The 14,131-nt window shown below is 44.2% G+C and carries 13 protein-coding genes; 2 read left to right on the forward strand and 11 right to left on the reverse strand.

Features of this window, described 5'->3' with window-relative positions:
• Window positions 1-190 precede the first annotated feature (190 nt).
• From EXU57_RS02630 to EXU57_RS02665, 8 genes are all read right to left on the reverse strand, one after another.
• Window positions 191-769, reverse strand: a complete 579-nt coding sequence (locus tag EXU57_RS02630) for an NUDIX hydrolase (protein ID WP_133266604.1) — start codon at window positions 767-769, stop codon at window positions 191-193.
• 13 nt (window positions 770-782) lie between these two features.
• A complete protein-coding gene (locus tag EXU57_RS02635; RefSeq protein WP_133266605.1) occupies window positions 783-1,322 on the reverse strand; it encodes a YfiT family bacillithiol transferase in 540 nt (179 codons plus the stop codon).
• A gap of 4 nt (window positions 1,323-1,326) precedes the next feature.
• The gene (locus tag EXU57_RS02640) at window positions 1,327-2,055 is read right to left on the reverse strand and encodes an FKBP-type peptidyl-prolyl cis-trans isomerase (RefSeq protein WP_133266606.1); all 729 of its coding nucleotides are present in this window, start codon (window positions 2,053-2,055) and stop codon (window positions 1,327-1,329) included.
• Window positions 2,056-2,091: 36 nt separating this feature from the next.
• Window positions 2,092-2,850: an ABC transporter ATP-binding protein gene (locus EXU57_RS02645; protein ID WP_133266607.1), complete on the reverse strand. Its 759-nt coding sequence runs from the start codon at window positions 2,848-2,850 to the stop codon at window positions 2,092-2,094.
• A gap of 25 nt (window positions 2,851-2,875) precedes the next feature.
• Window positions 2,876-3,895, reverse strand: coding sequence for a class 1 fructose-bisphosphatase (fbp, locus tag EXU57_RS02650; RefSeq protein WP_133266608.1), 1,020 nt, complete (start codon window positions 3,893-3,895; stop codon window positions 2,876-2,878).
• Between the two features lie 450 nt (window positions 3,896-4,345).
• On the reverse strand, window positions 4,346-4,912 hold the full coding sequence (locus tag EXU57_RS02655; protein ID WP_133266609.1) for an RNA polymerase sigma factor: 567 nt from the start codon (window positions 4,910-4,912) through the stop codon (window positions 4,346-4,348).
• Window positions 4,913-5,410: 498 nt separating this feature from the next.
• Entirely contained in the window at window positions 5,411-6,427 is a 1,017-nt protein-coding gene (locus tag EXU57_RS02660) for a dipeptide epimerase (RefSeq protein WP_133266610.1), read from the reverse strand.
• 384 nt (window positions 6,428-6,811) lie between these two features.
• Window positions 6,812-9,904 carry a 4-alpha-glucanotransferase gene (locus EXU57_RS02665; RefSeq protein ID WP_243745480.1) on the reverse strand — a complete coding sequence of 1,031 codons (3,093 nt, stop codon included), beginning with the start codon at window positions 9,902-9,904 and terminating at the stop codon, window positions 6,812-6,814.
• 145 nt (window positions 9,905-10,049) lie between these two features.
• On the opposite strand from EXU57_RS02665, the gene EXU57_RS24950 reads away from it, so the two are divergent.
• Complete coding sequence (locus EXU57_RS24950; protein ID WP_165958004.1) at window positions 10,050-10,202, forward strand: hypothetical protein; 153 nt, start codon at window positions 10,050-10,052, stop codon at window positions 10,200-10,202.
• A 64-nt stretch (window positions 10,203-10,266) separates the two neighbouring features.
• Here the strand turns inward: EXU57_RS24950 and EXU57_RS02670 are convergent, their stop codons facing one another.
• From EXU57_RS02670 to EXU57_RS02680, 3 genes are all read right to left on the reverse strand, one after another.
• Window positions 10,267-10,713: a YqaE/Pmp3 family membrane protein gene (locus EXU57_RS02670; RefSeq protein ID WP_207955362.1), complete on the reverse strand. Its 447-nt coding sequence runs from the start codon at window positions 10,711-10,713 to the stop codon at window positions 10,267-10,269.
• Window positions 10,714-10,815: 102 nt separating this feature from the next.
• Window positions 10,816-11,250, reverse strand: a complete 435-nt coding sequence (locus EXU57_RS25310; RefSeq protein ID WP_207955363.1) for a YqaE/Pmp3 family membrane protein — start codon at window positions 11,248-11,250, stop codon at window positions 10,816-10,818.
• A gap of 79 nt (window positions 11,251-11,329) precedes the next feature.
• Window positions 11,330-13,663 carry a hypothetical protein gene (locus EXU57_RS02680; protein ID WP_133266611.1) on the reverse strand — a complete coding sequence of 778 codons (2,334 nt, stop codon included), beginning with the start codon at window positions 13,661-13,663 and terminating at the stop codon, window positions 11,330-11,332.
• Window positions 13,664-13,798: 135 nt separating this feature from the next.
• On the opposite strand from EXU57_RS02680, the gene EXU57_RS02685 reads away from it, so the two are divergent.
• Entirely contained in the window at window positions 13,799-14,101 is a 303-nt protein-coding gene (locus EXU57_RS02685) for an ATP-dependent Clp protease adaptor ClpS (RefSeq protein WP_133266612.1), read from the forward strand.
• Window positions 14,102-14,131 lie beyond the last annotated feature (30 nt).

Here is a 14,131-nt window from a genome sequence, read left to right on the forward strand (position 1 = left end):
AGTCGGACGCCCGCCCGGATGAACCGGTTCGGACGGGGGTGTCACTCATTGTACTTTTGGGTTCTTTTCTGATCTGAATTCAAGTGCACCACTCCCTTTTCCCGTTAAACATCAGCACCTTTCTAATGGATCGCTTAGCTGCAGGAATACTCATAATGCATTTGCAGTTTACGCATCCGTATAACTATCCCTATAATCCTGTACTTCTCAGGTGCAGGGTGCCGAGAGCCTGCAAGGCATAAAAGATAGTTGTAACGTGCATTGCCTGTATGAAGCTGTTGGTCTGCAACATTTTTACAAGCTCATTTAATGGAACCAGTAATACTTCTATCTCCTCATTATGATCCAGTTCCTGCTCCTGCACCTTTACCCCACCTTTGAGCAGGTACATATGCAGATAGTTTGAGTTCGTACTTGGGTTCGGCGACGTTTTGCCGAGGTAGGTAATATCGTTAAAAGCATACCCGGTCTCTTCCAGCAACTCGCGGCGAATCCCATCTTCAATGGCATTATCCGTGTCATCTATACATCCTCCCGGAAGTTCGATAATGGTTTGTTGAATAGCATGCCGGTATTGTTTTACGAGCACTACTTTGTCGTCTTCGGTTATCGCAACCGCAGCGGCCCATGTGGGATATTCCATCACATAGTAAGGGTCAACAATTTTGCCATCAGGTTTTCTGCAGGTGTCTTTCCTGGCTTTAAACCAGGTATCGTTGTGCAGGTATTCCGATTTAAGCAGCGTCCACGTCAACTGATCTGTATTCATGCAAGTAAGATATTTACCAGTTGTTCCGGTTACGCAATGCAGTGATATGGGCAACATGGTGTCGGCCGTGCCAGGCATACATTCCCAACAATTGCCACAGCGACATCTTGATTTTATTACCGGGATGATAAACTGTCCGGTCAAATCGTTCTTCAGAAAGGTTCCTGATTGCTGCATGCCATCTCTGGTGAAGGGCATGCAACAAGGTTATGGACACATTTACAGGAACGGCATAGACATCATCTAAAGTAGCCCAGCCCTTTTCATCGTAAGGCTTTATCGTGGGATTGTCTTCGGTAAGCGCCAGCTTAAAACGGGTATACGCATTCATATGACTGTCGGCAACGTGATGCACCAATTGCTTTACACTCCATCCGCCCTCACGGTATGGAGTGTCCAGTTGGTATTCGTCCAGGTTCAGAAGAACCATCTCAAGATCAGTCGGCAAGAATTGGATATCCCGCAACCATTTCTCCTTTAGCTCGGGGCTGTATGGCTTTATTTCATACTTCCCCACCGGGTAGCGAAGGTCGGTTTGTAGCTGTGCTTCCATGAGACTATTGTGTTTTTTTGTTTACAATATCGAGTAGTTCAATTTCAAATACAAGTGTAGCACCACCCGGTATTTCATTACCTGCACCATAGTCGCCGTAAGCCGATGTTGATGGAATGTACAACTTCCATTTACTTCCAACAGGCATCATTTGCAGTGCTTCTGTCCAGCCCTTAATTACACCGCTAACCGGTATCTCAAGTGGTTGTCCGCGCTTATAACTGTTGTCGAACTCGGTCCCATTAAGAAGAGTGCCTGCGTAGTGGGCACTAATGGTATCCGTCGCTTTGGGCATAGGTCCTGTACCTGCTTTTAGAATCTCGTACTGCATACCACTCTCAGTAACTTTCACACCAGCACGCTTCCTGTTTTCCGCCAGAAACTTATCGCCTTTGGCTTTTTCCGCCATTGCAGTTTTCTGCATTTTCGCCTGGCCCATTTTCCCGATAACTGCGTTGGCCTGGTTGAAGTCGAAATAGGTTTTTTGTTTTTTTATGCTCTGATCAATTGCTTTGTTCAACAAGGCGTAATTCAAACTTTCAACACCCTGGCTTTTCAGGTACTCTCCAAGTGAGATACCAAAGGCATAACTGAGGCTATCCTTATTTGTTTTTAACGGACTAACTGCCGCCGATTTTGGTTTCGCCGCTGCAGTTTTGGGTTTAGGTTTAACCTGTGCTCCTGCACTCAAAGATGCCAGTAATAAAGCAGGCACAACAAAATGTTTCTTCATGATTTATATGGGTAATTAAAAATTTTTTGTGTTAAATCATTCTCCGCGGAGTTCATGACCGGTGAGATGGATGAATACGTCTTCAAGCGAGGCTGCCTTTACCGACTTGGGTCGCTCAAAGCCGGTTGCTACAAGATTATCTATTAACTTATCGGGAGTATTTACGGCAACAACTTTGCCGCTATCGATGATGGCAACCCTGTCGCACAGGACCTCTGCTTCATCCATATAATGGGTGGTAATGATAATAGTAGTGCCGTTGTTCCTGATTTCACGGATAAGGTCCCAAAGGTTACGCCTGGCTTGTGGATCAAGCCCTGTGGTTGGTTCGTCTAGAAATATTATCCTGGGAGTGTTGATTAGTGTTGTAGCTACAGAAAATCGCTGCTTTTGACCGCCACTAAGCGACTTATACTTTTCCCCGGCTTTATCTTGCAGGTTGACCCGACCGAGCAGTTCCAATGGATCTACACTCCGGTTATAAAGCCCGGCGAAAAGGCGGATCAATTCAGTTAATTTAAGCCCTGGATAATAACCGGAAGCCTGAAGTTGAACCCCGATGATCTTTTTAATTTCGTCCGGAACAACATCCAGGTCCAATCCATCGATCAACACTTTGCCGCTGGTTTTTTGCCTTAGCGTTTCCATGATCTCGAGGGTAGTGCTTTTTCCTGCGCCATTGGGCCCGAGCAATCCGAATATCTCACCCTCACAAACCTCAAAACTGATTCCTTTCACCGCCTGGAAATCGCCATAGTTTTTAACCAGGTCGTGAACTTCAATTATTTTTTTCATTCGTGTGTTCTAAGTCGCTGCAATGCTACCCTTGCGCCAGGTGTCTTTCCAACTCGTCCATCATCTCAATGCTCCCGATAAAAAACGGACTGCGTTCGTGCAATTCGGTTGGTTGAAGATCAAGAATACTGATTTCCCCGTTTGTAGCTTTACCACCTGCAACTTCTGCAATAAATGCCAGTGGGTTGCACTCGTACAACAATCTTAGCTTTCCTTTAGGTTTATCGGTAGTGCCCGGGTACATAAAGATTCCACCTTTGATGAGGTTTCGATGAACATCCGCCACCATCGAGCCTATGTAGCGTTGGGTATATGGCCCGCCGTTATTTCTATTTTTACGTTGGCAGGTATGAATGTAACTTCTGGTGCCTTCGTTATACTGGTGAAAATTTCCATGATTCACGGAGTAAATCTTCCCGTTTTTAGGACATTGAATCTCAGGATGACTAAGGGTGAACTCGCCAATAGATGGGTCAAGTGTAAACCCGTTTACGCCTCTCCGGGTTGCATAAACCAACATGGTGCTCGAACCATAAATGATATACCCGGCTGCTACCTGCCTGTTGCCGGGTTGTAAAAAGTCTTCGAGCTTACAAGGTTGGCCCAGCTCGCTTACTCTCCTGTAAATACTAAATATTGTTCCTATCGAAACGTTCACGTCGATATTGCCACTGCCATCCAACGGATCCATCAACAGCACATACTTACTGTTGTTGCTTATTTCATCGTCGAAGATTACAATATCATCATTCTCTTCGCTTCCAATTCCCGCACAGCTTATGCCATGCCGAAGAACACCGATAAACTGGTTGTTTGCAAATACGTCAAGTTTCTTTACGTCTTCGCCCTGCACATTGATACTGCCTGCATCGCCCAAAATATCCACAAGCCCTGCTTTATTTACTTCTACGTTTACCCTTTTGGAGGCAAGGCCGATATCCCGAAGCAACCTACCCAATTCACCGGTTGCATGTGGGAAATCCCGCACCTGTTGAATAGTAAACTCGTCTAAAGTTTGTACGCGCCTGTTTATGTTTTGTGCCATCGTCAGAATTGATTTTAGGCTTTAAAGTTATAGGAAGCATGACGGTTTTCGTGAATAGCCAAAAAAAATTTATCCGTGGCAACAGGCTTATGGATAAATTCATACGACGTGGATTCTCACCGTATAACTTCAAGCCCGCGCTAAACACAACACGTTTTCGACATGGTACATTAATGTTGCGGGCGAACGGGGTAATTGCAGGAAAGCTTTAGCCAATGCCTCAAATGCGGAACGGCCAACAGGCCTGTAACGCTCACTGGCAGCGTTAACCAAGTGCGATGCTTGTAATTGTGATGTTATAAAATATCGTTGCACCAATACCAATCCGGGATGTATAAACCCTTGTTCGAGGATCTCACCTGATGTACTGCCTTCTGGTGGTTAATGATATGTTGAGCAGCTTCCGGGAGGAACTTTTGTATAAAACTCATTGAAAGGATCTGGCAATTGCTAACGATTTAGCCCAGCTTCTTTTGCTCTTTCTGCTATAATCAGGGCCCTTAAAATGGCTTTGCCACGGGAATATTGAGACTTGCTGGTACTTTCTGTTATGCCAAGACGATGAGCGATTTCTTTATGAGAATATCCTTCGACCGCGTATTGCCTGAACACCGTTTGATAACCATCACTTAACTGTTCAGCAATCTTAACCAGGTCTTCTAAGTATAGCTTTTCCAGGGGGGTGGTCTGATGATCAATCAAGCTATTTTCAAGGTGTTCATACGATACAGCATTTAAACTACGCTTACGGATATGTTCAATAGCTGTATTTACAAATATGCGTCGAACCCAGCCCTCAAAAGAACCTTCTCCCCTATAGCGGTTCAGGCTGTTAAACAGTTTTACAAAGCTCTCCTGTAAGATGTCCTCTGCATCGACCTGGTTTTTAGCAAACCGCAAACAAACCTTAAACATTCGCGGGGAGAATGTATCGTATAACAATTTCTGGCTACGGCGATCACCTTTCAGGCAGCCTTCAATTAGCTGCGTTTGTACGATTAAAGCATTAGCCTGCATATAGAATGATTAAAATGACATTTTCAATTAGCCATATTTGAGCCAATATGTACCGGGTTGGTTATCACTATACTACAAACACTAAAGAACGGGCATGTTTCCGAGGTTTGGAATATTTTCCAAAATTGGGAATCAAGGCCTATCGATGTTTTTACTTGTGCGAGGTGCAAATAGTTGAATCGATAACTATCATTCTAATCGGTAGAGGGAACGATTTGGACTAGTTTGTAAAGCGAACAACGAGCAATGACGCGGTTGTACGAACAAGGAGGTGTTGACAATAAGTACTGTGCGAAGACCTCTGTTTTGTGGTGGAGTTAATATTTAGGAAGGATTGGCCAACGAAGAATAAAAGGAGCTTAACCATCGACAAGTGAGTATTGGAGGCCTCCGGCATACAGGAAGTTTTAGTCGCGGCCGCATCACCGTTACAGACCCGATCGTACCTTTCCCAGGCTTCGCGAAAATGGCAGTAAGCAAATTCTTCTGAAACCGGCATTATCCATTAAGCCTGATGCCAAGACCCGGTGTATCACTGATGATTACTCTGCCGTTGTCAAACTGAAGTCCTGTAGCAACATCTTCGTCTAAAAGCAGCGGACCATCAACATCAACCATATCGAGCTGAGGTAAGAACTGGGCAATGGCAGCGCTTCCAATGGTGCTTTCATTCATGCTACCCATCATCACCTTCATTCCAAGCTCCCGTGCTTTCTTGATCATCCGCCTGGCAGGGGTAAGCCCACTGCATTTTGTGAGCTTGATATTAATGCCATGAAAACTATTAAAACACTTTTCTACATCTGCCTCAAACACGCAGCTTTCATCCGCAAAAAGCGGCAATGGAGATTGCTTAAATAGCAATTGCATGCCTTCGATATTGTGCTTGTCGAGCGGCTGCTCAATCATCTCTACACCCAGGCCGGCTAACACGGGGATTTTTTGCAGAGCTTCATCCGTGGTCCATCCTGAATTTGCATCCACCCTTAAGGTAGCATCGGTGTGTTTTCGCAGGGCCTGTACAATTTCAATGTCGTTTGCTGTGCCAAGCTTTATCTTGTAAACCGGCCATGGCCTTTCCTGCATTTTCTCCACCATCTTTTCAATGCTATCGATACCTATGGTGTAATCGGTTACCGGTTCAGCTCCGCTGAACGAAGTATTCCATAATTGATAAACGGGTTTGCCTTTCATCTTTCCCCACAGGTCCCAACAGGCCATGTCGAGTGCGCATACTAAAAAGGGGTTTTTAGGAAAAAGGTGGTGTAAATAATGCCAATAGCGCTCGGGATCGGTGAGCGCAAACTTTTCAACCATCCCCTTTTTGGCTTCGATATCCGCAACCATTTGTTCGACAGTAATGTCGTAGTAATTAATGGCAGGTGCTTCTCCGTAGCCGACGAAGTTTCCCAATTGCAGGGCTACAATAAGCGCAGGCTGGTGCGTTTTTGTACCCCTTGAGATGGTAAAAGGATGTTTAAAGGGCAGGTTACTTACCCGGTGGCTGACTTTCAAATGAGCAATTATTTAAGGATGTGGTATAGCCAGGTATTTGTTTGATTAATTTGCTCTTCATAGGTTGCCGTGCAAGTAATTGTTCGATTGATTTGCTCCCCAATGGTTTGCCGTACAAGAGTGCGACGCAACGATTTCCCATTAAAATACCACAGCCGGGTACAAAAAAAAAATCTTTATTGCATGCCGGCGTTGCCCATTGTGCAACTGCAGTTTGCTGATTGCTCGCGGCCCATTCAAAATCATGAATGGACCGCGTGCCAGTAGCATTAATTAGTGACACCAGTTGTATTCTCCACGAGTATCAAAGCGGGCACTAACCAGTGGCTCATGCCGACTCATTTGGCGTTCGGCCCTTTATTGTGAACGACAACTAAATCACATTCACCTGCCGGAGGCAACGACTATTTCGAGCAGCTGTTTATTATATTCTTCCTCATTCACCAGGTCTTCAAGCGTAATATGCATCCGGTAACGCCAGTAATGTTTTGGGTTTGCAGGTATGTTGATGCGTTCCTCGTTCGGATCAGGTCTTCTGAGTGTTTCACTCATACCTAACAGATCCTGTAACTGGAAAATACTCCACATCGCAGGCGAATAAAAATGCTGCAAGAGTATGGTCTTATTTATCCATGGCTCGCACTCGGCCGGAGCTTTGCCGTATTGCCCAAGCTCGCGATTGTAAAATCGCTGAATAACATTTTTGTCTTCCTCCCACCATCCGCGAATGGTACTCATATCATGTGTGCTGGGTGTTACAACACTCAGGTAAGGTGCATCATCGGGATGGAAAAACTCCCGGTTTGGATCTTTTGGCATGCGCTGAATTTCGAGGCTTAGTATTCCGAGATCGCGCATTACACCAGGCACCGTTGACGGCACCATGCCGAGGTCCTCGCCGCAAATAAGCATATTGGTGCCCCGTTTGATTTCAGGGAGTTTAGCAAGTGCTTCATGTTTCCAGAACTGGTCTTGTTGCACATAGAAGTAGTTGACATAAAGTTCCCTCAACTTGTTTTGCTGCTCCCATGGTAATGCCTTGAATGAAGTGGTATTTTCCATGGAGATCCGGAAGTGGAACTGTGTACCATTACTGTCTTTATCTTCAAAAAGGATCACATTGGACACCAGGTCAAACAGGCCAATCTTTACCCTTTGGTTTTCTTCGTGTTGCTCAAGCGAACCGAAGTGGTCCTCTATTTTACGTTGCGTATCAAACGAAGGCAATAACCTATACAGTCCTTCACCCATAGGCTCGAGGTATTGCTCTGTTACCTGTTGTTTTGCGCCGCCAAACACTTCATTAAGAACGTAATCATTAATAAATGGCGTAGTATACCGTTGAAATGCATCAGCATCGTTGAGGTTAAACTCGCTCGCCGGCACAGGTAAAGCAGGAACGAAGTGTCCGAGTATACCTTCAACAGCATCCATTGGAATACTCCATATTCTAAAGAAACCAAGGATATGATCGATCCGGAAAGCATCGAAATAATAGCTCATTTGTGCAAAACGCCTTTTCCACCAGGTAAAGCCGTCCTGGGCCATGCGGTTCCAGTTGTAAGTAGGAAAACCCCAGTTTTGGCCCTTTACTGCAAAGTCGTCCGGCGGCGCGCCAGCCTGCATATCCATATTGTATAGCTCAGGCTCTTGCCATGCATCAACGCTGTTCCTGTAAATACCTATTGGAATATCGCCCTTTACAATGATCCCATTCGCATGCGCATATTCTGTTGCAGACTTAAGCTGCAGGTGTAAATGGTACTGAATGAAATAGTATATGGCTATTTCATCTTTTGCCCTGGCCGGATTACCAGCGAGTTCATGTATCGCAGCCGCATCGTACTTACTATGCTGTGGCCAATTGTTGTATTCGACACTTTTGTTTTGATCACGCAGGTATGAAAAAGCTGCGTAAGGCACCAACCAATGCGCATTGGATTCGAAGAACGAAATAAACCCGGGTTCCTTGAAAGTTGCTTTCTTCTGACCCGCAAATATTTTCCTGATCAACTCGAATTTAGCTGTTGTAACTTCTACATAGTCTACTGTTGAAGATGCATTTAGCCGTGCAGATAATTCAGTTATTGAATTCAGAAATGCCTGTTCCTTTTTGTTGATGATTGAAGCAATATTCAGGTATTGGGGGTGAAGTGCAAAGGCTGAAATTGCTGCATAAGGATAGGAATCGTAATAGGAAAAAGTAGCTATTGTATCGTTAACCGGTAGTAATTGAACAAGCTTTAACCCAGTTTTCTTTGCCCAATCAACCAATAGTTTTATGTCGTTAAACTCGCCAACCCCAAGACTATTTTCACTTCTTAGCGCAAAGACGGGTATTGCAATTCCAGCCGCCCGGAAGGTATTATTAGGGAGATGAATAAAGCAGTCGGTTACTATGGTCTGTTTATCGGTCGCAGGCTGGTCATGTAATACACGGTTATTTCCTCCTTCAAGTTCTAACAGCGACTTATCGGAAAGATTGTAAACGCCATATTTATATGCGAGGGGTAATGTGGCATTGGCAAGATTTACATGAATTGTCCACCAATCTTCATCCGCCTTTTTGCTTAGCAACTGCAGGTTGTCAGCACTCCATCCGCCAAGTTCCGGCACGTTACCGCAGAGACACAAAGCCTGGTTTGGCTTGAGTAATGGCGCTTTTACTTTAAAGATATGTGTGAATACTTCAGGCACCGCTACCTCCTGGGTAAGCTGGTTGTTTTTAAAGAATACATTTCTGAAAGGTTCTGTATAGAAAGTGTTTTCGTAAAAACCGGCATAGTTCCAGCTATCAATTAAAACAAGCTCATTGATACCAGCTGATGGACTAACGATCTTTTTGTCGTCACCCCATTCCAATGTGCGGGTACCATCATCTTCCCTCAGCAGCAGTTTATAAGAAACAGGATTAGCAGCAAGGTCGCCAGTTGGGATCTCAAATGATGCCTGCCATCTTTCTTCGTTTACGTATTCAAGTGGAAGGGGTTTAGTAATGTCGTTGCCTCCCAACACCGGGTGGTTGCCGACTACCGAAAAAGACTGGCCAAACTTTGTGCTATACCGTAATTGTAAAGACACTTTGATCACATCGGCCGCGGGTGTAGGCGTTTTTTGAGCAGCTACTTTCTTGCGTGAGGCCTTTGGTTTTACAGGTGCCGGTTCGCCTACCGATAGCGACTGAACCAGTTCGGACGATGCCTTATTTTCAACGGGAACATCCACCGGACTCTTCTTTGTTCGCTTCGTTATTTTCCTGGTTGTTTCGGGAATGATTTCTTCAGCAGCAGGAAGTGGCGCGACAGGCTTTTCAACCGGAATAGCAGCCTTTACGGATTTAGCCTTTTTTCTACCGGAAACGCCTTTTGAACTTTGTGTAGGAGCTGTTGCACCAGCGTTGGTATTTTCTGCTTGTTCAGCAGATTCTGAAACCTGATTCGATCCTTCAGGTTCTCGCGCATTTTGTAGATCAGACAAGATTTTCAATTTTGTTGACCGCGAAAATAGATAAAAACAAACCAATGTATCTTATAGAACGGATTTTGTATATGGATAAGGGAATTAAGGAAACAATTATTGTTCGATACGGGGCCTTGCCCTATTTTTGTCTAAAATTTATAGAATGGAAACAGCAAGACCAACCCGGAAATATTGGCTCTACTTTTTTATCTCCCTCGCTGCAATGATCCTGATGTTGATCTTCTTTACTCAATATTTCTGGCTTATTTTGCCATTCGTTGTAACTTATTTTGTTTTGGCGATGGACCTTATGTAGTTCGTTCGCTAACAGACATAAAAAAACCCACTTTCGTGGGTTTTTTTATGTCTGTTATTGTAAATTATGAGTCACCTTTTGGAGGTCCAAGTACAACAATCAAGGAATAGATAATGCCGGGAAGACCGCCTAGAAGGGTCAGGATCAGGCTGATCCAAAAACGGTTATTGATAACACCTTCGTGTAAGTAAACCGCTAATGGTGGAATAAAGAGCGCGATCAACACGAGCAGCAGGGTATTCGTGTTAGGTTCTGCACCCGCTTTCTTCTGTTCTTTGAATGCCTTAATCTGTTTTTTAGCCTCACTAATTTTTTCTTTTCTCTCGTGGCGGGATAGTGCCTTGAAATCTTTCATAGCAGATTTCACCGCATCCATAGCCGGTACATTGGTTTCAGCGTTTGGGTTTACACTTACTTCCTCAGTTTCAGCTTTGGGTTCAGTAACAAATGCACTGTAACCCTGGCCGGCAACCATACAGGATAAGAGAAGAATAAAGAGATTTTTTTTCATAATTCAGTGTGGTTTAGGTGGACAATTATTTGAAGCAAATATAACTGTTAATGGTATTTAACAAAATATTTAACCGACCACATAATCATGTGATTATTCGTTCTATGCCTCTCCAAGAACCACAACTAAAGCATAAATCACTCCAGGTAGAAAAAACACTAAAGTGAGTAAAAGGCTAATCCAGAATTTTGTATTGATCTCGCCCTGGTGGAGGTAAACCGCCAATGGTGGCAGGAGCAATGCAAGGATTACCAGCAATAAGGTATTTGTTGATGGCTCAGCACCGCTTTGTTTAGCGGCTTTTTGTGCTGCTAGTTCGGCTTTTACATTGCGCAGGCGCTCCTTTCTGTCGTGGCGTGAAAGACTTTTAAATTCTTTCATGGCTGCTTTCACGGCATCGGCACCAGGTACAGCGGTTTCTGTTTTGGGATTTGGCGATACTTCCGGCTGGGTAGAAGTTTTTTCAGTTACGAAAGCTGAAAATGCGTTTGCTCCGGTAACCAGGATAATAAGAAAAACGAGGAGATTTCTTTTCATAAAAGCGTTTAAGAGATGAAGAAAAATGTTAAAACTTTTAACAAAAATATCGTGCCATGTACTTAATTATCAAACGGTTTTAGTCAGCCTCATGATAGTTGATTCCAATCCTGAGCGCCTTGAGCCCGCTAACCCCCTGCAGATCTTCTAAATCGAACATTTCGAGACTATCAGTTAACATGCCCTTGCCTTTCAGGTATTCGATATGCTCCAGGTATTCCTCCACGTCTTTGGCATTTGTATAAACAATAGCAATCCGGTCGGGTTGTGTCAGCCGTTCGGCTGTGTTTTTAATATGAACCTTATCAATTCTTTTTTTGATGACTTCGTACCTGATGTTGTATGAGCCTTCTACATCAAACCTTCTCTCATCTTTTCTGAAGTTGATGTCGATGGCTCTAGTATGTACAAGTATCAATTGGGTAGTCTGCAGCATTACGGGCATGTCTGCAACCAGTTTAGCGGTAAGGCGTGCAATATCAACCATGGACCGTAGCTGCCAAAGCTTTATATTCTTAAGGTAGATAGGATTGTATCGTTGGTCAGGAACAATAGATTGGCCGATATAGATGTTGTACTCGACCCCATCCGACCGGTATTTTTCGAAAAAGAAGGGGTAAACCTGTTGCAGCTTTCGTACTTCCTGATCGAAATACTTCAGGATGTTTTTGTTGATATAATGTAGTGAGCGCTCGAATGCCCGCCTATGCTGATAAAAACCACCTTTGTCTTTATCTGCCTGCAGGCGGTAGGCACTGATTTCTTTCCGAAGGTCAGGATACCGTTCAGTGATATGCATCGATAATGCCTTGACGTCCTGCTCAAGAAACTCATTTATCTTCATTTCGTACTGCGGTGTCAGCGTATCGGATATGCTTTTCAGGTATTGTTCACACTTGTATAGGGCACTCTCAAACAAGGGTATGGAGATCTTGGACGCCGTTTGTTCCAGCAGGTCCCGCGTGATGGATAACTGGAACTGGTAGTCTTTCCGGGTAGCATCGTTTCTTTCAACAGAAGAATTACGAATGTCGACAGCTCCATAAACCGGGTGAACCTGTTCGAATACAACATTGCCCATGCCTTCTTTTGAGCGGCGAACGTCGTCTTTCACCAGGTAGTCCCAGGCAACTTCATTGAACTTCCACTCTACAGATGGCTGAAGGGAGGTAAATTCATCTTTGATCAACTGCGCAATCCTATCGTTAAAGGACTTGATCATAAAATACACAAGGTCTGTGATGATCGGGAAAGCACGCTGAAGCACTTCTACCGTTTTTATCGAAACGCCGTTTTCTTCCGTTGCGCTCACTTCGAATACCCCCAGCAAACCTTCGGATGTTCTGATCGGGTATGCCATGAAACTTTTCATCCCTTTGTCTAACACCCCTGCAAGAAACGGTTCCGACTGAGCCATTGCCGACGTAACATTCGGATAGATAAACGGTTCAGGATGCTGCAAGAAGCTATTGTACATTTCATTTATCCCTATAGTATGGGCTCGCTTTTCTTCAGTCGAATCAACCACGACGCACTTGGTAATAAACGACCTGTCGTAAACAACTTTCCCGTTGATCTTGAAGAAAGGCGTAACGCCAATCTTTATTCTTGTATCGTTAAGCAGTTCGCGAATCGCTACCTCAACCTTTTCCAATGTTTGGTCAAGCGTTTCGTTGTGCATGTTAAGGATTGCATTTTTCAACTCGTTGATAGCTATTTCTTTGCTCACGTCCTCCGCAAAAAGGATACAGAAGCCCCGAAAGCGGAAGTTTTCAAATGGAAACGCTTCCACCAACTCGCAAAATTCGCTGGTATCACTTGTAAGCATCTCTATCCATTCGTCTCTTAAAGGTGGCAGTGGCCCCGTTGTACCCACTTCAAGAAAGCGACTATCAATAGCCAAATGATAATGCCGGATAAGGTGATTGTGCTCGTTTTGAACCTGGACGATCCTTTTGTGTTCACTCTCAAGTTTTACATGATAACAGTTCTCGATTACCAGCCTGATCATGTAACGGAGATTGTCGATATGGTCCGTTTCTGCGTGGTATAGTTCTTCGTTTCCCCTGATCAGCCTGGTAAAAGGAGCCGTTTTATAGAACAGTATCTCAGGTTTGATAAAAGCCAAGGCCATTGAAAAGTCGTCCGAGTTAGACGCGAGTGGCAACAAAGACATCCTGATCAGTTGAATGATGTCCTGTTCTTCGTCCAGTACCGAAAAGTCTGTAAGCGGTACCAGGAGCTTTGGCCTTTTTTCGAATTTGCTCAGGATGTATTTATAAAACTTCGCCCTTATATCGGACGTCTTCTCCATTTTAGTACGCAGAAATTGCAGGTAGGGCTCAAACGATGCATCGTATTGCAGCCGATCAATAATATTCACGGTGGCGGGTGCCGCACTCAAAACTTTCATATAACAAAGTAAGACATCGCACTAAAAAGAACAACCATATTTTTCCGGTCGCTACCAACAGGCCTACCTTTGGCAATTATTTGTTTGATCACCAAATCTTGACGAGAACGAATAACTTTGCAAAAAAGAGGGTACATGTATTATTCAGGGGTACAAACACAAACGTTGGAAGAGGTTGAAGTGGACGTGTTAACCGACTTCGAAAAAACATACCAGATCGTTGTTTGGAACGACGAAGTAAATACGTTTGAATGGGTGATTGAAACGTTGATTGAGATTTGTGGGCATAGCGAAGAACAAGCCGAACAATGTGCGATGATTATTCATACGCATGGCAAATATGCTGTTCAACAAGGTAAATTGTCGACCCTTAAACCAAGATGTGAAGCGATCATAGATCGCGGAATAGGTGCAACCCTTGAAGTGTTGACCAACTAACAGCCTCCACCCCTGCTCACAAGCTCCAGT

Origin of the sequence: Segetibacter sp. 3557_3 (assembly GCF_004354985.1) — a bacterium.
In the GTDB taxonomy this organism is placed as follows: Bacteria; Bacteroidota; Bacteroidia; order Chitinophagales; family Chitinophagaceae; genus Segetibacter.